Source organism: Chitinophaga sp. CF418 (genome assembly GCF_900142925.1).
Lineage (GTDB): Bacteria > Bacteroidota > Bacteroidia > Chitinophagales > Chitinophagaceae > Chitinophaga.
Window position 1 is genome coordinate 190,940 of record NZ_FRCN01000016.1, and the last position, 23,299, is coordinate 214,238.

Below are 23,299 nucleotides of genomic sequence, written 5' to 3' on the forward strand. Positions count from 1 at the left end.
CGCTGCCAAAATACCGGAAAAATCCCCTGGATGCTTTCTGTCAGACAGTAAAGGGTTTATACCACCTGGCCAGGAATAATGTTCGTGTAGAATTGAGGATAGTGCTTCATAAACAAACCATTCCCCGGCTTAGACAATTATCCAGATTCATTTACAAGAACCTGCCCTTTGCAGAACATGTGACGTTTATGGGGCTGGAACATCAGGGATATACGCCACATAACATTCAGAAGCTCTGGATAGATCCGTTGGATTATAGCACAGCGCTAACGGACGCGGTTACTTATCTGGGAGATATGGGTATGAACGTCTCTATTTACAATTCCCAGCTATGTGTGCTGCCCCGGGAACTATGGCGGTATGCGAGGAAATCAATATCGGACTGGAAGAATGTTTATCATGATGAGTGTGGGAAGTGTGTCGTAAAGGAGGAGTGCGGAGGGTTCTTTGCGTCAGGAATACAGCAACATAGCAGAGGTTTGAGTGCGGTATATTGAAAGCATCCGGGGAACGTCCCCCGGATGCTTTCACCATATTGATAGAGCAAAAAATCCTATTCAAAAATGTAGGATATGGATCAACTTTTGCCGTAGCTATAAATCCTGTTTCAACATTTGTTGCTTATAGATACCAAAAGTATGAATGGCTGCACATGCCTTGCCTTCAGTAATCCGTAGCCGTATCTGTGAAGCTGTTACAGGTTTGAACTTGACAAGCCATTTATAACCGATTGACTGCTTTCCTGTTGCCTCAGGAATAGGGACCCAGTTTTTACCATTGTTTGAGTATTCTACAGACCATCCGGTAGTACGATGTCCCAACTCAATCACTTCCTGCAGCATCAGCACATCAAATGTCTTTGCAGCCCTAAGATTGAAAACTATTGTGTCGGTTTTAGCGCCATCTGCCGTTGCATAATAAGTGTTCTCAAGGTTATCCACCATGTTAGATGGTTTATAATTTTCACCACGCGGATGAAGCGTCTTAATAGTAGCGCCACTGGCCAGATTGGTTTTAAAAGTACCCCTGATCATTGCTCCCAGGCTATCACTTCTTTTAGCATCAACAGGAGAGATCAATCCTTCCTTATTGGGCGGGTAGTTCAGTAGCAACACACTATTGTGGCCTACGGAATTAAAGTAAATATCCCATAGTGTAGCAACACTTTTTACTTGTGTATCTTCCTCCGGATGATAAAACCAACTCGGACGAATGGAAACATCCACTTCGGCAGGCACATAAGCTGCTCCATTTATCTCTCCATGATTTAATGCAGGAATATTATCGGATTCATTCTTTATGGAGGATAAATTAATCGTTGACCAGCATGGATCACCGGCTATTCCTGATTCATTTCCCATCCAGCGGCAATCGGCAAAGGCATTGGAGTTTTTTGTTCCAAAGACAACGCAATTGGGTTGTAAACGGCGAACGGAATCCGCCCATCGTGTATAGTAAGCAGTAGTGAGTTTATCAGCACCTGCTCCATCCCACCATATTTCCCAGATCGGGCCGTAATTCCTCAATAACTCTGACAATTGACTGGCATAGTAATCACTGTAATCATCTGTTCCGTATCTGGAATCATGTCTGTCATGTGGTCCAAGATATATCCCGGCTTTAATGCCGGCAGATTTACAGGCATCCGTAAATTCCCTGACAACATCTCCTTTTCCCTCTTTCCACGGACTGTTTTTAACTGAATAGTTTGTGTGGGCGGTAGGCCAGTTACAAAAACCATCTGCATGTTTTGCCACAAAAATAGCGCTTGTGATACCGGCACTTTTAAGCACACCTGTCCATTGATTGCAATCTAATGCAGTAGGATTAAATAGTCGCGGACTTGCCGTTCCATCGCCCTCGTTATCATTGGTAAAAGTATTCATGCCGAAATGAAAGAAAGCTATCATCTCACGGTGGTACCATTCAATCTGTCTGGCGTTGGGTACCGGGCCTACCGGAGACGGGGCTGTTTGTCCACTCACCTGAGAGGGGAGAAAGGTAGCTATAGCCGATATAAAAACCAGGGGTGTGGCTAATTGTAATATAATCTGCTTAAAGTTCATATTAAAAGCTATTAAATTGATCTTGTTTTATTTACCATGCACGGGGGCATACGGTTGTATGCTGAATGATAATGTTGCCGGTTTAAAGGGAATGTAATATTGCGGTAATGGAATAGGACCGCAACTGGCATTTCCAAGGCCCATTTGAGCCTTATCAAGGCTTAGAATGGTTTCCGGCCTTCTGCGTAACTCATACAGGTGTTGCGCCGCCCATAAGTCCTGGTCTGTATAGTGCAATGCTGTAAAACACAGCTGATCATCTGCTGTAAAGAGGATCCCTTTATCATCTGCATCGGTCAGTTTTACCCAGCGAACATCTTCCCGGTTGGCCATTCCCTGCGGACGTTCATATTGTTCCAGCATATTGTCAACCGTACGTTGGTATTGCCCTATATCGGCAGCCGTTTTTCTGTCTGCATAATTTTCAAAAGGACCACGGCCATACCATTCAACATTTTCCAGCCCGGGGTTCAATGTCATACGTAATCCGAGACGGGGAATAGGCAAACCACTGGTGTCAGGAGTAAAGTCTGCCTTCACGTGAATGAAACCATTTCCGTATACGGTATACTTCATGTGTGTAGCTACCTTGAAACCTGAGCGTGTAGCGGCGGTAGTAATAGTTGTAACTTCGACGGTCTTGCTGTCAAGTGGTTTTACTGCAAAGCTGTTCAATGTATATTGCAGACTGTCATAACCGGCCTGCATCCATTCAATGGCAGGACCTCTTTCTTTGGTGCGGTCGTTATCCAGTCTTGCGCGATACAGGTTAAACACTGGCCCATTTTGTGCACCGTTAATGATAAGACGATCGCCATATTGAAGAGCACTGATATTGCCGGTTGATTTATCGAATGAAATGGAATAATCTTTCCCGATTATCTGTACCGTTGTACCGTTCTGTTGCAGATCTAAATCGGGCAACTCCGCCACGTTGATCGCTGCTTTAGGAACGGTATTGAAAGGAACTTTCATTTGTTCATGCGCCACCTCTGTTCCTTGTTTGCCCCACAAGGCATCCTCACGTAGCCGGAATGCTACCCTCAGCCAATATTCAGCGCCGGGTGTCAACACAGGCTTTTGCCAGGGGATGGTCACAATGGTGGAATCATTGGGCGACAAATGTACCGGCGCTAATGTACCCGATTGTATCACCCTGCCATTTTCAGATAAGCTCCAGGTGCAGTCGAAGGCATCGAGGTTCAGAAAATCATATTTATTCCTGATGGCAACACGACCTGTTTGTCCGTCTGCCATGCTGATCTTTACATACTGGTATACTTTTCTGACATCTTCCATTTTAGGCGTAAACTGCCTGTCTGAAGTGGTAAGCCCTTTAATGCTGAAAGTACCGTCATTCGGTTTATCGCCAAAATCACCACCGTAGGCAATAAATGTTTTACCTGTTGTATCGCCGGGAATCCGTTTGTTAACGCCCTGGTCTACCCATTCCCAGATACAACCGCCAATAAGGCGCTTATGTGATTCGATAGCGTCCCAGTATTCCTGCAGGTTACCGCCTGAGTTCCCCATCACATGCTCATATTCGCACATAAAGAAGGGTTTGGGCGATGTTTTTTCTCCTTCAGCTATCAGCGTGTTCACTGATGGATACATGGTAGATTCAATGTCTGCGATGTCGTTATATCCTTCATAATGGATCGGCCGGGAGCTATCTATAGCCAGTATGGCAGCTTTGCCTGCCACAAAGTTCTCACCTCCCCATGATTCGTTGCCCATAGACCAGATAATGACAGAAGGATGGTTCTTGTCCCTTTCTACCAGGCGTACCTGCCTGTCAACATAAGCTTTTTTCCATGCAGGGTCTTTGGTCAGCTTATCACCCATACCATGTGTTTCCAGGTTCGCTTCATCTACTACATACAAACCGTATTCATCACAGAGTTGATACCACAATGGATCATTGGGATAGTGGCAGGTACGTACCGTATTGATATTACATTGTTTCATCAGGGTGATATCCCGTATCATGGTTGCCCTTGGTACTGCCTTGCCATAAGCAGGGTGTACTTCATGGCGGTTTACGCCTTTCAGTAATACAGGTTCACCATTCACCCAGAGGCGACTGTCTTTTATTTCTACTTTTCTGAAACCGAATTTAGATGAAAGTGTTTCCAGTACCTGCCCCTGTTTATCTTTCAGCGTTAGCAATACGGTGTAAAGATTGGGCGTTTCGGCTGTCCATAATGCGGGTTGCCTGATATCAGACTTTAGTGTATATGTTTGAGCCGATAAGCCTTTCAGTGCTGCTACAGGCTGATTGATACTGTTGCACAATTTGCCGGCGGGGTCATATACATCAACGCTGACTGTGGCCGCAGAAACAGCGGCATTGCCATCATTCTTTATATCTGTTTTTGCAAAAAAGACAGCTGATTTAAAATCAGCTGCAAGGTCTGATTGCAGGAAATAGTCCTGTATATGTACCTTAGGTTTCGCATAGAGATAGACACTTCTGTGGATGCCGCTGAAGCGGAACATGTCCTGATCTTCCAGGTAACTGCCGTCACTCCATTTGTATACTTCCACGGCTACCAGGTTCTTCCCGGGTTTGATATATTTTGTGACATCAAACTCTGCCGGGTTAAAACTGCTCTCGCTATAGCCTACCTTTTGTCCGTTTACCCACACATACATTGCACTGATAACGCCGTCAAAATGGATAAATACTTCTTTCCCGTTCCAGTTAGCCGGAATTTCAAAATCCCTCCGGTAAGATCCTACCGGATTGGGTTCTTTCGCCGTTGTCCAGTCGGAAGGTACTGCGCCCATTACCCGGGGAGGATCCACTTTAAAAGGATATTCGATGTTCGTATAAATGGGTGTACCATAGCCCTGCATTTCCATATTGGAAGGTACGGGAATGGTGGCCCATTGAGTGGCATCAAAATCCGTTCTGTAGAAATTGAGCGGCCTTTCAGAAGGCTGTTTTACCCAATGAAATTTCCAGGTTCCGTCTAATGTAATATACCAGGGTGATGTTGATGGTACATCTTTTAATGCCTGTTCTTTACTGGCATAAGGAATACAGATGGTACGAGCCGCTTCCTTGTTAATGCCTGATACCTGTTCGTTCTCCCAGTCATGACTTTGCGCATGGATAGTGGCATGACCTGCTGCCAGCAGGCATGCTGTAATACCAAATGTTTTGAGACCCATTTCCTGTTTTTATGTTTACAATTAATATGCCTGGTCAGCTTGGCTGGAATTACCATTTCACACGAGACTTCTGCGAGTCAACTGAATACCTCCACGATCAGGCTCGTCAGGAGCCCCGTGCTTGTGGTAGATTCTAACAACAACTATTTACCTCCAAGATTCGCTTTCACCAGTTTTACAAAAACATCCGGTGTTACTACGCGTATATTAGGATTTAAACCGTCTACGACTGTTTTGATACTGGCGAGATCTTTTGTCCAGGTATGGACAAACACCAGCGTATAACCCGATGCGCTGGAAGGATCTGCCGGCCGGGCGTTGATATTGCTGATCACGGTGGCCTCTTCTTCCAGTCCTGCCCAGAGATTGTCTCTCGCTTCTATCACAGGTTTACCATTATCTGCAAACTGAATGCTTCCATTTGGCGCTTCTCCATACCCCGTATAGATCAATCCGTCTATATTGCTTTGAGATAAATATTTATTCCAGAGATCCATGCGCCCGATAGCGCCCTGGTCCAGTATGTTCACAATATTGAGGTCCGCCTTTCCCATGAATGTATTCAACCTGTTGAGGTATTTATCAAGAGCGGCAGCCGGCATTTTACTGGGAAAGGTGTAACCACTTCCGCTGGGACCGGCTACAAAGCGATCTTTGCCAGATGCATTTTCATAATACCAGCGTAATGCAGCGGGCGCAAGGTCCACCAGGGAAGGACTGATCGTATATCCCATATTAAAGGAACCGCGGATCGGGTTACTGAAATAATGCTGCAAGGACCAGAGGTCATATGCGATGTTATCGCCATCGCTTACCAGGAATGTTACATAATGTACATTGCTTTCTGTAGCAGGGGTTGCCGGTGTTTGCTGCCGGATAGCAGTGTTGTCGTATATACTGTTTAGCGGAGCGAGGTTAGCGGCGAGGTCTGTGGGAAGCATTACAACCCCCGCCTGGGCGGCATTAGATACCATAGAGAATTCTTCCTGTCCATATCCGAAACAGAAAGCTTCGGGGTCAAGGTGCTTCAGCACCGTTTGGCGCCAGGATGTTTCTCCGTCATAGAAAGTAAATGCGTTGGTGAGTGTAATGTAATCGCGCAGGTGATGATTGATAGTCGGTGTCAGTTCAGCTGCGAGGGCATTGCTAAAAGCCTTCGGATAATTGCTGTACACCCATTTCTCATCGCGTGTACGTACATCTGCTTTGCGGGTGGTAATACCTGCCGCACGCAGTGCTGTTTCCAGGCTTGCATCCACAGCAATCGCATTCATGGGGCCACACAGAGAGGTGGCTGCTGTCAGCGATCTTTGATTGCTTGCACGGTTGTACAACACATACCCACTTATTTTCGACTTAAAGTGATTTACGAGATCTGCCCAGGAAGAATAGTTGGTGAGTGTAATGCCATATTTGCTGCTCATGTAATTGGTCCATACAGCAGAGGGACCTCCTTCGTCAATGTATATCTGATCGGCAGAAGTTTTAGCAACAAGTCCCTGTAAAGTAGCGACCAATACTTTCTCTTCAGCGGAAAGATTGTTGCCGCTGATCACACAAAGAGATTTCAATGCAGTCCCTTTCTGGTGCAGTACACCTTTGCTGAGTATCTGGGTGTTTTTGACTGTATCGGTCTTTGAGGCATCTATAGGAGTGCCTGTAATAGCTGGTGATTGATTACTGCTTTTACTACATCCAAAACATCCGATACCCGCCGCAATCAGCAGCGTGCAAACAAGTTTTTTCTTCATGTTCCTTGGGTTTAGAATATTTGTATTTCTGCAATATTGGTACTGGATGTGGCGTATACTTTTGTTACGGTGACCTTCACGTACCTCGCCTCTTTTAATGTAGACACAAAGTATCTATACCAGGGCTGGCCGGCATCGTGTGGAATATCTTTGATACTGGCAACATCATCCCATGTAACATTATCAGCACTTACAGACACCGTAACATCCTGAGGTTGTCCATGGCCCTCTGTTTGCCAGTCGCCTTCAAAATAACGGTCCATAATGCCTATGCCATGTACCGGTTTTATTTCACCCATATCAATGATAATATAATGTGGCGGTCCGGGTTCACCACCAGACCATTTTGAATTCCAGAAAGTAGAAGGATCTTCGTCAATAGCTGCCTTAGCAAGGCCGTTGCCTCCACCTTCTGCAGGTTCTTCGGTAGAAAACCCCGCAATGCTCCATCCACTTTCATCGTAAGGTTGCATACTCGCCAGATCGGCCGTACCATTTACAACAAAATAGGTGGTTTGCTGATAGCCACTTCCTGCCGCCCCGGTAATGCTTTCTATGCTTACGGGAATCATATAATCCTGGAACGGATTTATTTTATCCTTTGCAATTATTTTAAGGGACAGGTTGCCGGTACCGGCAGCTCCTTTCGCGATGGTGGCGCTGGCCTGCAGCTCGTAGCTGCCTGCCGGCAGTAAAGGGTAACTGGTACCGTTTTCTTCATTGAACTTTGCCACAAGAGAAGTGTCTGCCTTGAAATGTATTGTAATCTCGTTAGCAGCGTTTATGCCCGATACAGTAGCATAATCTGTTCCTGTTAATACGGCGCTATAGGATACAACAAAAGGAGTATCTGCAATAGCAAATTCCTTTTTTACAATGCCTTTCCCGGCTTCCGGCATGTAGACCGTTTCGGCGCTATGGTCATCTTTTTTGCATGCGCTAATGCAGGCAACAGCTAGAAGAAATGTGTATATATGAAGATGAGAGATCTTTGTTTTCATGACTGCGTTTTTATGTACGATTAATACCCTGGATTCTGTCCGTTTATCCATGCATCCTTACCTCCGTTTTGTGCCCGGATCTTGTAATTACGATCCAATACATTCTGCGGAATAGGCATGTGGTACATTTTGGGAAGGAATAAACGGTTGCTCACATTCGTGCGTGTGTAAACGAGTGACCCATTATTGGATGTTATGACCATACCAACTTCCGGACGGTTTAATACACCTGGCGTACCATCCACCATTTTATCAGCAATCTTCCAACGCAATACATCCCACCAGCGTTTATCTTCAAATGCCAGTTCTACACGGCGTTCGCGGCGGATGATCTCCCGCATTTTATCCTTATTTACAGCGCCATAGGTAGCTTCTACAGTCGGCAGGTTATTATTACGGGTCCGCACTTTGTTCACTGCAGCCAGTACGTCAGGCGTAGGGCCATTCACTTCATTTTCTGCTTCTGCAAAACTGAGCAGTACTTCTGCATAGCGGAAGAACATATAGTTCTGATAGGAGGTGCTGTTAGCCCTGTTATCGCTTCCGATAATACTTTCATCCAGCCTTTTGCAGGCATAATAGCCGGTATGCGTAACGTCGCTGCTATAGCCCAGATCTATTTCATTTTCTGTGCTCCGTCCCAGGCCCACTACTGTCCGGATGGTATCGCCCTGCCATGGAGATCCGTTGAAAAGGATCGTCTGGTAGAAACGTTTTTCCCTGTTCACATATGGATGCTGTGGATCATAACCGGAGCCGGATTCTCCGATGGCTTTTCCGTTGGCCATGGAGAATTCATCTACCAGTTCCTGTGTGGGCTGGAAGTTACCCCATGCCACTTCAGTTCCATTGACGATAGTAGGGCCTTCTTTACCCTCCAGTTGTCCGCCTTTACCGGGCATATATTGTCTGGCAAAAATAGATTCAAGGCTATTGTTAGCTGTTTTCAGGAATAAAGTCCTGAAGTCGGGATATAGGTCATACACACCCAGGTCTATCACGGCCTTGTTGGTGGCAGATGCTTTTTTCCATTTTTCCAGGTCGCCTCCCGGACTAGCCGCATTACCTGAATTGCGTAAGGGACTGGCTTCATAGAGTTCACACCATCCTTTCAGCGTAAGTGCTGCACCTTTCGTAGGTCTGCCGGGTTCCGACTGATTGGGCGGTAAGATAGTTGCTATATCCGCCAGTTCATTCGTAATAAACTGGAAGGTTGCTTCTTCAGTGCTCCTTGGTACATAAATGCTGTCGCCCTGTGTGATATTGTCCAGTGTTCTCGTGATAACAGGTACACCACCATAGGCCATCCACAGCCAGTGATAGAACATAGTACGGAGAAAGCGCGCTTCAGCAATCCTTTTTGTTTTATAATCGTCGGGCAGATTTGACGCCGTTACTTTTTCTATGAACAGGTTACATTTTCTGATCTTCTCGTAGTTGCCGGTTCTGCTGTCATTGTTGTCTGTTTTTCCCCAATACCACATATCCCAGGGGCCGCGGGGCAGGTTGGAAGGGGTCACATTGGCCACACGTATATTGGCATATCCCTGCATCCAGGTAACGCCTACATCGGAGTTGTCAGTATATTGATCCAGGTGTTCCGTTTCATTATTCATGTCCGGAAGCTGGTTGTAAACATCGTTCAGGAACAGGTCTGCATTGGCCGCTGATGACCATACAATATCATCGCCTACGCGATCTCTTGGTGATATTTCCAGGGAGTTTTTATTACAGGCTGTTAGCGATACACCCAGAAGGGCAATAAGGCAGCTTTGTTTTATGGTGATCATTTTTCTTTCAATTTTTGTTTAGAAGATAACATTCAGACCCACTGAAGTAGTTTGTTGCTGAAAGTAATATTGTCCGTTTGAAGAGCGGGCTTCAGGATCGATCTTCTCTTTCATATTTGGTGTCCATGTCCACAGGTTTTGTCCGGCAGCATATACACGCAGTTGTTGTATACCTATCCGTTTAGTGAGTTTTGAAGGCAGGGAATAACCCAGTTCAGCACTTCTGAGTTTGATATAGGAGGCATCTCTTACCCACCAGGAAGAAAACCTTGTGTTATAGTCTTTAGGTTGTGTGCTGACGCGTGGATATAGGGCGCTTGTATTGGCCGGCGTCCAGTGATCTTTGTAATACAGTTCACTTGCGGATCCCTGTTGATCAAATGGGAATACCAGGTTACCTCCTACAGGAAGGCTGATCTGGGTAGCCGCCTGCAACAGGAGGTTGAGATCAAATCCTTTCCAGGATAAGGCGGGTGAAAGACCAAAGATCATCTGTGGTGTACCGTTTGGTCTGCCAATCACTGTCTGGTCATTATCGTCAATAATGCCATCTGGTTTACCAGAGGGGCCACTCAGGTCTGCATATTTCAGATCGCCGGGACGTACCGGAGCATCCGGAATAGAAGCAACGCCTGTTTTCAGGGAACCATCTGTATTAAAATCGGCTGGTGTAAAATAACCAAGCGCTTTCAATCCGAATTGTGTACCGTTTGCACGTCCTGTCTGACGGCGGTTAGGATTATTGTAGGTCGCATCTGTTTCAAATACCTGCAGCAGTTTATTTTGCGCATAGGTGAAATTCCCATTCAGGTCCAGCCGCAAGCCGTTGGAAAAAGTATGACTGGTGCCAATGCCCAGTTCAAATCCATGGTTACTCATAATGGCTGCATTCTGTTCCGTAAGACCTACACCATATTCTGCCGGTACAGTAACAGTGGGAGGGACGAGCATGTTGGAGCGTTTTTCATAGAAGTAGTCGGCAGTTATATTGAGTTTACCCTTCCACAAAGCAGCATCTATACCCACATCGGTTTTTTTAGCTCTTTCCCATGTAATGGCAGTATTAGCCTGCAATACTTCACTGATACCTGCCGTTAACCTGCCATCGAGCACGGCGGCATTGTTATAGATGGAATAGCCTGTCAGATATTGAAAAGGACCTCCGGCCAGGTTGCCGGATTCTCCATAGGAAGCTCTTATCTTCAGTGCATCTACCCAGGCCACATTATCTTTCATGAAGTTTTCACGTGCCATATTCCAGCCGAGTGAAAATGCGGGGAAGAAACCATATTTATGACCAGGAGCGAAGTAATAGTGTCCATCATATCTACCTGATACTTCTGCCAGGTACTTACCATCATAATTATAGCTCAGGCGGTATACATAGCCTATCTGTCTTTGCTGTGATGATGATCCTCCATTGGAGAGTTCACCCTGTGCAGTACCGCCACGATCCAGTTCATCAATATCAATAGGATAATTGATCCTGCCGCCGGAAAGATCCCAGTATTTCTGAGTCCGTGATTCCAATACACCCAGGAAAGTAACATCGTGTTTACCAAAGGTATTGTGATAGTTCAGGTATCCCTGGTAGGTGAACGATTTATTCTGACTGGTACTCAGGTTCAGCGTTGGTTTGGATGGACCGATATAAGTTGGATTGAAGGTGTAGGGCGTTGTCGTAAAATCTGCGCTGTAAGTCAGAATAGGTGTTTTCCATGTTTTAGAATAGGTATTATAGGGGTCGTAACTGGCCACACCTTTTATGCTCAAACCCTTTATGAATGGCAGTTGCTGTTCAATGCTGAACGTGGTCATGATCTGTGTATTCTCGTTACGGGAATACCCGCTATGTGCAATAGTACCTACCAGTGAATTGGTGATGTAACTACCCCATAAACCGTTGGAATAATAGATGGCCGATGTGGGCGGTGTTCTGAATGCCTGGTACATGATGCCTCCACCAGCAGAAGCGTACCGGTTATTGGGGTCGCCGCTGCCAGCATCTGAATATCCGGAGTAATTCTGATCTTCCACCCAGCCACTGAGAGAGAGGGATACGTGGGTGTATTTAGCCGCCTCGATGTCCAGGTTCGCCAGTGCATTATATTTTTTCAGGTTGGTGGTTGAGAATTGTCCTTCCTGACTGGTATACCCTAGTGCCGCAAAATATTTCATCTTTTCTGAGCCTCCTGATAGTTGCAGGTTATGGTTGGTCAGTATCGCATTTCGCTGGATCACATCCCGTAATCCCCGGCTGTTGGGATACCTGTCGCGGTCTGCATCGGCGGCGCCATCCACTGTTTTCTTGTATCCGGCTATTTGTGCATCTGTGAATGATAGGTTGAAGTTATCGTTCCGGTTGGCTTCATTGGTCAGCAATGCATACTGGTATGAGTTCACCATACGGGGCATCCTGGTAGGATTCTGAAATCCTGCATAGCCATTATAGGATAGCACAGGAGCGCCGGTTTTCCCTTTTTTGGTAGTGACCAGGATCACGCCATTGGCGCCGGCAAGGCCATACGGTGCTACGGCGGCAGCATCTTTTAATATGGTAATGCTTTCAATCGTAGCGGGATCCAGCCTTGAGAAGTCCCTGTAGATACCATCAACGACCAGCAGCGGATTGGCATTGCCAATGGTGGAAGTACCTCTGATCCGGATTCTCGAACCATCCAGTCCCGGTTCACCACTTCCCTGATCGGCGATAAGACCAGGCATACGGCCTACAAGATTATTGGTGAGATTCACTACCGGTTTCTGTGCAAAATCTTTCCCTTTCATAGTGGATACCGCCGCTATACTGGTGGCTTTCAGCTGTGTTCCATAACCAACCACTATTACTTCACCAAGGGCAGTAGTATTTTCTTCCAGTTGTACATTTATTGATGGACGGCCGGCTACCGGTACTTCTTTGGTAATGTAGCCGATAAAAGAGAAAACCAGTATGCTTTGTTCGTCAGCCACCCGGATAGAGAATTTCCCTTCCTGGTCTGTATTGGTCCCATTTAAAGCGCCTTTTAACCGGATACTGACGCCGGGTAGTTTTTCACCCTTTGCAGAGGTTACTGTACCTGTGACCACCAGTTGTTGCTGCTGTGGTGTATTCTCCGGTACAGGCGCCGGAATAACCGGGATAATGAAGATGTAATGATCTTTCTGTTGATACGTGAGACCGGTACCTGAAAGCAGAAGATCCAGGGTGGAAGCTACCGTGCGGGTAGATGCAGGAAGCTGGATATGTGTAAACCGGCTTATCTCAGCTTTCCTGTAGCCGAAACGGAAATTGGTCTTTTGTTCAATCTCCTTCAATGCCGTTTCCAGGCTTTTCCCCGAAAGGCCCATTGAAATGGTGGTTTCGCGGATGTCCTGACCGCTTGTTTTTGCTGCTATCAGTATGTTACAGCAGATTAATAGTATTGCTAATACTAACGTGGAGCATCTCATAATCCAAATGATGGTTTTGAGCGGGACAGAACGTTCATAAGGAGGGAACGTGGAGCCCTGACTTACAAAAAAATGCATAGATTTGTTTGGTTTTAATCGGTTTGAACGCTGGTTTAAAATCTACCTGATTGCAGGTACTTGCCTGTACCTGTAATTATCCTTTATTACCGCTGTGGTTGCCTCCGCAGCGGTTTTTTCTGGCTGATAGTGATGATATTTCCTTCTATGTGATAGCTAAAGCCGTTCAGTTGGCTGATCATATTCATAACTTCCCCTATATTTTCTCCATGTAGGAAGGAGAAAGAAAACCGGGACTTTTTCAGTTCGGGATCGGCGAATACGATTGCTACATTGTACCATTTGCCTATGGTAACTGCAGCTTCTTCCATGGTCACATTGTCCAGTATTAATTCGCCTTTTGTCCAGGCTACCATATTGCCTGCAATAGTGTCTCTCAGGGCCACCTGCTTATTTTGCGGATGATATTCCAGGAGCTGGTTAGCTACAACCACGCCCAGCGCTGTGTTGCCTTCAGCTACGCTTACTTTACCGTTTACCACTGCCACTGTCAGTTGCTGATCATATGCCTGTATATTAAATGCGGTACCTAATACTTTAGTAGTAACACTGCCGGTATGCACCAGGAAGGGTTGATTATCCCGGTGCGTTACATCGAAATATCCCTCACCATGTAGGAACAGCTCCCGCGTGTTGCCTGTAAAACTGGCAGGATAACGAAGTGTGCTACCCCCTTTGAGCCAGACGGTAGAACCGTCTGCCAGCTTCAGTTGCTGGCGTTGGCCCGCCGGAACAGACAATTCCCTGTAAGCAACAGGAGCTGTCCGGGTTGGCGTAAATAATAAGTAGGCGCTTGCCCCGGTAGCCAGCAGCAGTAATATAGCTGCTGCATAGCTTAACCAGCGGCGTTTCTTATGTATAGGTTGTTGGACAAAACGCGCATTTCCTGTAATCTGCTGATATAATGCATCTGATTCCTCCGGCCTCAATTGCTGGGCGGGCGACAATTCCGCCCACATACGGTCTATTGCCGACTGGAGGGCGGCATCTTCCGTTGCGGCGGCCAGGTACCCCATAAGTTCATCATAATCTTCAGCATTGATGTTATTATTAGTCAGGTAGCCGAGCAGTTGATATATGCGTTCTTCATTCACGTGGATTACATTTTATATGTCCTTAAAAAGGTGATATAGTGCAATACACGCGAGCCTGCCTGTTCGGGTAGTCAGTTTTAAAAAAAATTAATAAAACAGGAAAAAGAAGAAAACCGGAAGGAGAATTTCGGTTTTGTCAAAGCAGGTCCGCAGGGTTTTTAATGCGCCTGTCAGATGATATTTTACGGTATGGACGGAGATTTGCATACGGGAGGCAATTTCTTCATAGGTAAGCCCTTCAAATCTGCTTAGCCGGAAAACCATTTGCTGCTGCAATGGTAATTTATTCAAAATCAGTGTAGTAAGACGTTCGAGGTCGGCGCTGAGAATGGCTTCTTCGGTTTCATTATGTTCCGGGTGCATGGTAAGCCATAACTTCTTGCGGGCAGCCTGTGAGGTGGCAGTTTGCCGTAACATATTCAGCGTCACCCTTCTCGCTATCGTAAATAACCAGGGGGCCAGTGGATATTCACTATTCAATTGTAAGCGGTGCTCCCACAGTCGTAACATCGTTTCCTGCACCACTTCCTTGCTTTGTTCCTTATTTTTAAAAAACTGATAAGCGAGGCCATAAATCCTTTGGCTGTATTGGTCAAATACTACCCTGAATGCAGATTCATCCCCATCACGCAGACGCATGATCAGATCCCAATCAAAAGATTTTATGACACTTTCCACCAACCAGGTAATTAATTTAGAAAAACGTGGTATTGATCCCCCAGAATAATGCTGATGAATCTAAGGTATGGAATTTAATATCGATTTTTTATCTTTTTTAGTTGTATATAATTTTTGTTATAGAATGGAATAGCCGCTAAATATAATATGATAAAAATGAGCATGCATAATGGCCGGGTAGGGCTGGCAGGAATCTGTTGTGCATTATCTACCGCTGTTACAAGGGATGAAAGGGGGCGTCCTGGAATGAAATTTCAGTCCGAAGGATAACATTTTCACAATAGGAGCGCAATTTTTTAAAAGCCCAAAAAGATACCATTCTTTAGTGCGGCATCATACTTCTTTTTTTCAAATTTATACAGGTAAGGAGACCGGTGTGCACCGATATTCCGCGTTTCATCGAGCTTTTTTATTATTCCGCTTGACATCAATTTTCGCGTGAAGTTGCGGTTATCAAGCGTTTTACCTAAAATGGTTTCATACAGGCTATGTATTTCAGGAAGCGTAAACTTCCGGGGGAGGAGTTCGTAACCGATAGGATAATGATAGATATCCCGACGCAATGCTTTTAGCGCTTCTTCAATAATGTATGCATGATCAAACATCATGGGTGGTAGTTGGGTAACAGGCCACCAATCAAGGGCTTCGTCAAATGGGCCTTTCTGTACCGTTACTAATGAAAAATCAGTGAGCGTATAAAAAGCTATAGATACGCTGTAGTCCAGGATCCAGGAATCAGGGGGCGACTTCATGCCGGCATTTTCAAATGCTTTTTTTATTGCCTGCCAGTCGTCTTTTGTTCTTGACGGACTACCAAATGACTTGAATTGCTCAAGGAAAAGGTTTTTCAATCCCGTTCTCAGAAACGCGATGTTATGTGCTGCTTCTTCAATTGACTCGGTTTTACGTACGTATCCGCCCGCCACTGTCCATTTAAGCTGGAAATTGGGCCTTTGAAGTAATACTTTCAACTCCCTGTCGTGATATCCAAAAATGACATTGTCGACAGCCACATTCTTAACATAGAGTCGCTCATCAAAATAAGAAGCTTCTAACTCGTTTGTATCCATATCATGCCTTTGGTGCCTTGAAAAATACGCCTTTTTATTCGGTTCATTATCAAATCATTAGATAAATATTCCCTTCCCAAAGATATATATTCTGTCATTTTGACGAAATAAATTTTGCTGATTAATAAACTCACCTTAGATTTAATCCGTCATTTGTACGTTATGAAAAGTGCTTGTTCAATAGATCAGTATTGAACGGTCAGGTGTTGCTATTGGCGCCTGCTTCAGTATTGATACCCGTTATGTAAACCAGTGCTTAACCCAGTTGATGACAGCAACATCTGCAATTAACCATCACCACAAAATATCAAAATCATGGCCAGGAAAGATCTATCGGCTTTTGTTCTGTTATTAGCTATTTTAACTTTCGGAACGAATTATACTAATGCTCAATCGCTCCGCGTGCTTGTGTTTTCCAAAACCGAGGGATTCAGGCATTCTTCAATAATAGCTGGCAAGGATGCCTTTTCAAAAATGGCAGCTGAAAAAAACTTTGCTGTAGATTTCACTGAAGATGCTACGCTTTTTAAAACGTCGAATTTAAAACGTTATAATGCGGTTGTTTTTCTTAATACTACAGGTGATGTGTTGAACGAAGTACAACAGCAGGAATTCGAAAGGTATATAGAAGCCGGCGGTGGCTTTGTTGGTATTCATGCTGCTACAGACTGCGAGTATGACTGGCCATGGTATGGACGTCTTGCCGGTGCATGGTTTCTTGATCATCCTATGCCTAACAATGTTCAAAAGGGTAAATTCTATGTGGCAGATAAAAACAACTTTGCTACCAAAGAGATGCCCGATACATTTGAACGCACGGACGAGTTTTACAGCTTTAAGCAAATAGATCCCACTATACACACACTGGTAAAACTCGATGAAAAGAGCTATACAGGGGGTAAGAACGGTAACAACCATCCTATGAGCTGGTACCACGATTTTGACGGTGGCCGTTCATTTTATACTAATATGGGACATACTGACGAAACGTTTAAAGAGCCGTTGTTTTTAAAGCACCTTTTTGCTGGTCTTGAATATGCCATGAGTGCCAGCGCGCCTGTTACATTGGATTATTCAAAAGCAAAACCCGAGGAGAACAGGTTTACCAAAGTGGTGCTGGCTGAGAAACTGAATGAACCCATGGAGATAGCGATATTAAATGACGGACGCATACTGTTTATTGAGCGGCATGGCGCTGTAAAACTGTACAACCTTAAAACAAAACAGCTGAAGACCATTGCAACGATTCCGGTAAGTACAAAATATAAAGACAAAGAAGGGAAGGAATCTGAAGCTGAAGATGGTTTATTGGGATTGAACAAAGACCCCAATTTTGCTTCGAATCATTGGATATATCTGTATTATTCCGACCCGTCTAAATCGCAGAACATCCTGACCAGGTACACATTGAACGGTGATGTACTCGATCTGAAATCTAAAAAGGTCTTGCTCGAAGTGTCAACGCAACGTGAACAATGTTGCCATACAGGAGGGTCAATAAGCTGGGATGGCCAGGGTAACCTGTATTTGTCTACCGGAGATAATACAAGTCCGCGGGCTACCGCCTATGCACCTATTGATGAACGTGAAATGAGATCGCCCTGGGATGCACAGAAATCTTCTGCCAACACAAACGATTTAAGGGGCAAGATTATTCGTATCAAACCGCAGGCTGATGGCTCGTATACCATCCCCGAAGGAAATCTTTTTCCCAAAGGCACGTCGAAGACACGGCCGGAAATTTATGTGATGGGTGACAGAAATCCATTCAGAATAAATGTGGACAGAAAATCCGGCTTCTTATACTGGGGCGAAATAGGACCAGATGCCAACGATGCTGATGCAGTAAAAGGTCCGGGAGGGCAGGATGAAATAAACCAGGCGAGAAAAGCAGGAAACTTTGGCTGGCCTTATTTTGTAGGTGATAATATAGCTTACCCGAAAGTGAACTTTGCTACTGATGCGGCCACCGGTAAATTCGATGCATCAAAACCTATAAATACATCTCCCAACAACACCGGCCTGAACGAATTGCCGCCGGCACAGAAGGCATTCATATGGTACCCTTATGGTGTATCAAAAGAATTTCCAATGGTAGGTAGTGGTGGAAGAAGTGCGATGGCTGGTCCTGTTTTCTATAGTGAGGATTTCAAAAAAGCGCCGCACGCTTTTCCTGGATATTATGACGGAAAATTGCTGATATACGAATGGATGAGAGGGTGGATAATGGCGGTAACACTTGACAAGGAAGGTAACTATGTATCTATGGAAAGGGTTATGCCAAGCTACAAGTTTAGTAACCCGATGGATATGGAGTTTGCCGATAATGGCGATCTGTACATGTTGGAGTATGGCTCAGGATGGTTCTCTGCAAATGACGATGCCCGGCTGATTCGTATTGAATACAACGGTGGTAACAGGAAGCCAATGATCCAGATGTTAACAGATAAACCTGGTGGTGCTATTCCACTACAGATTGCTCTTTCTGCAAATGGAACAACTGATCCGGATGGAGATACGCTTAAGTATGTATGGAACGTCACTTCAAAAAATGGTTATGCAAAAACAATTACAGGCCAGGATGCAAGTGTCGTTTTTTCAAAGCCTGGTTTGTATAAAGCCAATCTGACTGTATCTGACAATAAGGGAGGCGTATCTACACAGTCAATTGAATTAACGGCAGGTAATGAAGCGCCGGATGTCAGGATTGACATAGGTAAGAACAATAGAAGCTTTTTCACACCTGATAAGGCATATCACTATAAACTGGATGTAAAAGATAAAGAAGACGGGACCTTATCTGGCGGCAGGATAAAAGCTACGGATGTATTTGTTAACATTGATTATGTTGCACCCGGACAAGAAAACCCTGTTGTTGCAACAGGGCATAAAGCGCCGCTTGCTTCGTCCAGTTATGCTAAAGGCTTGAAGTTGCTGAATGCCAGTGATTGCAGATCCTGCCATAGTGATTATAAGAAATCTATAGGCCCGGCCTACTTTGCAGTTTCTAAAAAATACCAGGGAAATAACGGTGTACTTGAAAAGCTTGTAAAGAAAACAATAGCAGGCGGTAAAGGTGTTTGGGGAGACGTGCCTATGTCAGCGCATCCGCAGCTGTCTGCAGAAGATGCTGCCGAAATGATTAAATACATTCTTAGCTTATCAACACCGAAGCCGGCTGGTAAGTCATTGCCCGTAACAGGAACTTACGCAGCAAAAATACCAGCAGGTGATAAAGGCAGCGGGGTTTTTGTTTTTAATGCAACGTATACAGACAAGGGGAGCAATGGTTTGCCCGGCATAACATCAGTAGATTCTATTACACTACGTAATCCTAATATTAATCCTACTAAATACGATATAGTAAAGGATGCTACGAAGATGAGCTATGGTGGCAACAATTTTATTATCCCCGCACAGTCAGGTAGCTATATCGGCTTAAAACATATTGACCTGACAGGTATTGCGGGAATAGAATTTATTGCAATGGCGCCCAAAGCGCAGCTAAATGCAGCCGGCGGTATTATTGAATTGCACATAGATGATCCGAATGGTAAATTGTTAGGGCAAACACCGTTTATTGGCGATGTACAGGGCGGTTCCATATTCAGTGGTAAACCAGCACAGTTATCTGTAGCTCCGACAGAGGGATTTCATGATATCTATTTTGTATTCAAAAACAAAGATGCGGCGGCTGGATCTTCTCTCATGGTAGTACTGAATACGACTTTTAAAATGGCGGATTAGTTGGATACCTGAAATGTAAAGAGGCCGTATCGTATTCATGATACGGCCTCTTTGCATTTCAGGCATAGCTATCAGATCTGACCCTCCGGCGTATTTTGTTCGTCCTGGGTGGCAAATAGCAGATAATTTCCCCCGAATGCAAACTGTTTCAAAAATTTTTCAGACCTTCGTGATTCCATTTTAAAACTCGAATGATGAAAGGCAGGTTTCGGATGACCTTCACTTATTAGGTAGTAGCATTCTCCCACAGTATTGGCTGTGTGGCACGCTCTGATCACATATTACTCCTGGCATTCTCTCAGGAAGAACCCGATTTATTTACTTTTTCATTAGTCATAAAATGCCTAATCCATATATCGCTTTGTTGCGGACAGCATATCATTATGCGCGCCGCGAACGGAAAAGATACATCCTTGTTTATACGTTATTCATTTTTGCGAATGTCATCTTCTCCCTGAACCCCATTCTTTTTGGCTGGTTTATCGGGAAGATTCAGCAGGATACCCAGCGTGTTTTTTACTACGCTTTCGTTTATGCCATTGTGTATTTTGGGTTGAAACTGGTGGAATGGTGCTTCCATGGGCCTGCACGTGTGATGGAGCGTCAGCTGGCCTTCAACCTCAGCCGTAACTTCCTGATGGAACGCTATCATCAGGCCCTGCACCTGCCGATAAAATGGCATCAGGACCATCACAGTGGTTCCACTATCAATCGTATCCGCAAGGCCTTTGAGGCGCTGAAAGAATTTTTTGATAAAGGATTCATGTATATCCATGCGCTCGCCAAAATGGTGTTTTCCGTTACTGCAATGCTATACTTCTCTCCGCTGTTTGGCAGTATAGGGATCCTGCTCGGCTTTATCACCATCTGGGTGATCATGAAATTTGACAAGCCCTTCATCAAAACACTCGATGAGGTGAATGAGCGGGAACACGTAGTCTCTTCCACGCTGTTCGATAGCCTGTCGAACATCATGACCGTGATCACGCTCCGCCTGGAAAAAAGTATGGAAAGCGGATTGTTGAGTAAAGTGCAGCTGATCGCACGGCCGTTCAGAAAGAATGCCTTGATCAATGAATGGAAATGGTTCGCGGCTGATATGTTAGTGACCCTCATTTACGTGACTGTCGCCGCGGGGTATGTATACCAGCATTGGGAATCCGGTAAGGTGTTCCCTGTGGCCGGATTGATTACCCTGCTGGGTTTTGTTACACAGTTTACCACTGTATTCCATGACGTAGCATGGCAATACACTGAAATTGTACAGTTCAATACCCATGTGGAAACAGCCCGTAACATTGAGAAGGCTTACAGGGAACAGCACCGTCCGGATCAACTCACCGATTTGCCGGATAACTGGCAAACTATTGAAATCAGGGACCTCAGTTTCTCGCATCGTAACCAGTACGACAGCGAACATGCCCCCCAAAGCCTGCATAATCTGCATCTTACCATTGGCCGGGGAAAAAAGATTGCCCTGATCGGTGAAAGCGGTAGCGGAAAAAGTACCCTACTGTCTTTATTAAGAGGGCTGTATACTCCCGAGCCAGGCATGCAGTTACTGGTAGACGGTAAGCCCTTCGGACTGGCTACCATCAATGAAACCGTTACCTTATTCCCACAGGAGCCGGAGATATTTGAGAACACCATTGCTTACAATATCACACTTGGCCTCCCTTTTACAGACGACGAAATAATGGAGGTCAGCGAAAGCGCCCATTTCACGGATGTGATCCGCCAGCTCCCCAAAGGACTGGAATCTGACATACGGGAAAAAGGCGTAAACCTGTCTGGTGGACAGAAGCAACGGCTGGCACTGGCTCGTGGTATTCTGGCCGCCCGTGAAAGCGACGTGGTATTGCTGGATGAACCTACCAGCAGTGTTGATCCGAAGACAGAAGCCATGATCTATCAGAAAATGTTTACTGCTTTCGAAGACAAGGCGCTCATCTCTTCTATGCATCGCTTGCACCTGCTGTATCAGTTCGATTATATTTATGTGCTCAGACAGGGTAGTATTGTGGCGGAAGGGACGTTTGAATACCTGCGTGAACACAGTTCCATTTTTCAGGAGCTATGGAAACACCAGAAGGATACAGATAGGTAAATTTAAATGACGTTGCCCCGAACTTAAAACGCCCACTTAACAGATATGCTATTAATAAAGTATAAATGGCTGCTCGTAACCTGCAAGGTTATGGTAGCCATTTATACTTTACAGTCTGTAACATTCTATCAGATTATTCTACCTGGTAACAATCAGATCCCGGTATTCGAACAAGTGATGCGTGTCCATTAAATGGACAGGGATACTTCTATATTCAAATATTTCTCCTTCTGATGCTACTTCCAGATACTCTTCACCATGTGTTCCTCCTCCGTCATAAGACGGATGCTCACCTCTTAATACAATACCTCCCCAACCTCCACAATGCGCCCAAAGGAACAAAACAACATTGAAGTACGGTTTATCAGCAATAACCTTACTACGGGCAGTTTGAATTACAGGTATACGAAACGCATCTTCCCCAAAATCATAATGATCTATTCCTTCTGATAATAGATAGGAAAGCATATTTGGACTCCTCTGCAATTCATTGTGAATGTCTAGTTTCTCCACCTGATGTTTCAGATCCGCTTTTTCATCTGCAGTCAGCGCCTTATAGGCTTCTATGATGGCCATGGCAAACGACGCGTTTATCTGTACGATCAGGCTGGCCTTTGAGCCTTCTGTACAAAGTCTTCGTATTTCACGATGAAAGTCATTTTCCGGAGCGCCAACATGCTCGTAAAAATATTTGATATCTGCCGGAATTTCAATCTGATGTAATTCCTCGACCTGTGAAAACTCTTTTGCCTGGATAAACACCCGGTCAAATGGCTTGAAGAAACGAAGGGGGGCTTTAAATCGTGCCAATCGCGTGGCTATATCTGTTGAAATTGTTTGTTGAATCGCCTGCCTGGTAAATACTTTTAGCTCTTCCAATAGTTTAAACGCGCTCTTTCCTTGTACCATAGCCTTTTTTCTCTCCTCCAGCGTTTCTTCAGCGTCACCTAAAATAGTTTTAAATAAATACTCTTCAGCATGTATGACTATATATTTTCCATCGTAATAATCATATAATTGCTTCGATAAAGTTTCATAGTATGAATCAACGATCAGTGTTTCAATGTCCGGAAGTTGTGCCGATTCCAGAAACTTTTTCAAATAACTCCAATTATCCCAACTACCATGCAGGCTTTCTTTATCATAAACGCGATAATCCATGAAAACAGCACTCGTGTCAGACCATTCTTTAAATCCGGAACAGGCTACAATAACAAAAGGATATCGGGGAGCGCAGATAATTTCAAAGGCATATATCATAGGTATAAATTCGCCGGTTTTTCGGTC

Annotated in this window: 13 protein-coding genes; 3 read left to right on the forward strand and 10 right to left on the reverse strand. The window is 44.9% G+C overall.

The window, feature by feature from the left end; all coding sequences use genetic code 11:
- Positions 1-101: 101 nt before the first annotated feature.
- Positions 102-497: a hypothetical protein gene (locus F3I09_RS29675; protein WP_149698680.1), complete on the forward strand. Its 396-nt coding sequence runs from the start codon at positions 102-104 to the stop codon at positions 495-497.
- 96 nt (positions 498-593) lie between these two features.
- Here F3I09_RS29675 and F3I09_RS29680 read toward each other — a convergent pair whose 3' ends face one another.
- The 9 genes from F3I09_RS29680 to F3I09_RS29720 form a co-directional block, all read right to left on the reverse strand.
- A complete protein-coding gene (locus tag F3I09_RS29680; RefSeq protein ID WP_149698681.1) occupies positions 594-2,066 on the reverse strand; it encodes an alpha-L-fucosidase in 1,473 nt (490 codons plus the stop codon).
- Between the two features lie 27 nt (positions 2,067-2,093).
- Positions 2,094-5,246, reverse strand: coding sequence for a glycoside hydrolase family 2 TIM barrel-domain containing protein (locus F3I09_RS29685; RefSeq protein WP_149698682.1), 3,153 nt, complete (start codon positions 5,244-5,246; stop codon positions 2,094-2,096).
- Positions 5,247-5,389: 143 nt separating this feature from the next.
- Positions 5,390-6,997 (reverse strand): GxGYxYP domain-containing protein, encoded by a 1,608-nt coding sequence (locus F3I09_RS29690; protein ID WP_149698683.1) that lies wholly within the window; start codon positions 6,995-6,997, stop codon positions 5,390-5,392.
- An 11-nt stretch (positions 6,998-7,008) separates the two neighbouring features.
- Entirely contained in the window at positions 7,009-7,998 is a 990-nt protein-coding gene (locus F3I09_RS29695) for a BT_3987 domain-containing protein (protein WP_188134006.1), read from the reverse strand.
- A 20-nt stretch (positions 7,999-8,018) separates the two neighbouring features.
- Positions 8,019-9,788 carry a RagB/SusD family nutrient uptake outer membrane protein gene (locus tag F3I09_RS29700; RefSeq protein ID WP_149698685.1) on the reverse strand — a complete coding sequence of 590 codons (1,770 nt, stop codon included), beginning with the start codon at positions 9,786-9,788 and terminating at the stop codon, positions 8,019-8,021.
- 18 nt (positions 9,789-9,806) lie between these two features.
- Positions 9,807-13,238, reverse strand: coding sequence for a TonB-dependent receptor (locus F3I09_RS29705; protein ID WP_188134007.1), 3,432 nt, complete (start codon positions 13,236-13,238; stop codon positions 9,807-9,809).
- 164 nt (positions 13,239-13,402) lie between these two features.
- Entirely contained in the window at positions 13,403-14,410 is a 1,008-nt protein-coding gene (locus F3I09_RS29710; protein WP_149698687.1) for a FecR family protein, read from the reverse strand.
- A gap of 87 nt (positions 14,411-14,497) precedes the next feature.
- On the reverse strand, positions 14,498-15,088 hold the full coding sequence (locus F3I09_RS29715) for an RNA polymerase sigma factor (protein ID WP_223233433.1): 591 nt from the start codon (positions 15,086-15,088) through the stop codon (positions 14,498-14,500).
- Positions 15,089-15,384: 296 nt separating this feature from the next.
- Positions 15,385-16,158 (reverse strand): NUDIX hydrolase, encoded by a 774-nt coding sequence (locus F3I09_RS29720; protein WP_149698688.1) that lies wholly within the window; start codon positions 16,156-16,158, stop codon positions 15,385-15,387.
- Positions 16,159-16,473: 315 nt separating this feature from the next.
- Here F3I09_RS29720 and F3I09_RS29725 point away from each other — a divergent pair, with 315 nt between their 5' ends.
- A complete protein-coding gene (locus tag F3I09_RS29725) occupies positions 16,474-19,905 on the forward strand; it encodes a ThuA domain-containing protein (RefSeq protein ID WP_149698689.1) in 3,432 nt (1,143 codons plus the stop codon).
- 340 nt (positions 19,906-20,245) lie between these two features.
- Positions 20,246-22,012 carry an ABC transporter ATP-binding protein gene (locus F3I09_RS29730; protein WP_149698690.1) on the forward strand — a complete coding sequence of 589 codons (1,767 nt, stop codon included), beginning with the start codon at positions 20,246-20,248 and terminating at the stop codon, positions 22,010-22,012.
- 138 nt (positions 22,013-22,150) lie between these two features.
- Here the strand turns inward: F3I09_RS29730 and F3I09_RS29735 are convergent, their stop codons facing one another.
- On the reverse strand, positions 22,151-23,272 hold the full coding sequence (locus F3I09_RS29735) for a hypothetical protein (RefSeq protein WP_149698691.1): 1,122 nt from the start codon (positions 23,270-23,272) through the stop codon (positions 22,151-22,153).
- Positions 23,273-23,299: the final 27 nt, after the last annotated feature.

Excerpts from the sequence above, each read along its gene's own strand:
- F3I09_RS29680 (WP_149698681.1), bottom strand. The coding sequence starts at position 2,066 with ATGAACTTTAAGCAGATTATATTACAATTAGCCACACCCCTGGTTTTT.
- F3I09_RS29685 (WP_149698682.1), bottom strand. The coding sequence starts at position 5,246 with ATGGGTCTCAAAACATTTGGTATTACAGCATGCCTGCTGGCAGCAGGT.
- F3I09_RS29690 (WP_149698683.1), bottom strand. The coding sequence starts at position 6,997 with ATGAAGAAAAAACTTGTTTGCACGCTGCTGATTGCGGCGGGTATCGGA.
- F3I09_RS29695 (WP_188134006.1), bottom strand. The coding sequence starts at position 7,998 with ATGAAAACAAAGATCTCTCATCTTCATATATACACATTTCTTCTAGCT.
- F3I09_RS29700 (WP_149698685.1), bottom strand. The coding sequence starts at position 9,788 with ATGATCACCATAAAACAAAGCTGCCTTATTGCCCTTCTGGGTGTATCG.
- F3I09_RS29705 (WP_188134007.1), bottom strand. The coding sequence starts at position 13,238 with ATGAGATGCTCCACGTTAGTATTAGCAATACTATTAATCTGCTGTAAC.
- F3I09_RS29720 (WP_149698688.1), bottom strand. The coding sequence starts at position 16,158 with ATGGATACAAACGAGTTAGAAGCTTCTTATTTTGATGAGCGACTCTAT.
- F3I09_RS29725 (WP_149698689.1), top strand. The coding sequence starts at position 16,474 with ATGGCCAGGAAAGATCTATCGGCTTTTGTTCTGTTATTAGCTATTTTA.
- F3I09_RS29730 (WP_149698690.1), top strand. The coding sequence starts at position 20,246 with ATGCCTAATCCATATATCGCTTTGTTGCGGACAGCATATCATTATGCG.
- F3I09_RS29735 (WP_149698691.1), bottom strand. The coding sequence starts at position 23,272 with ATGATATATGCCTTTGAAATTATCTGCGCTCCCCGATATCCTTTTGTT.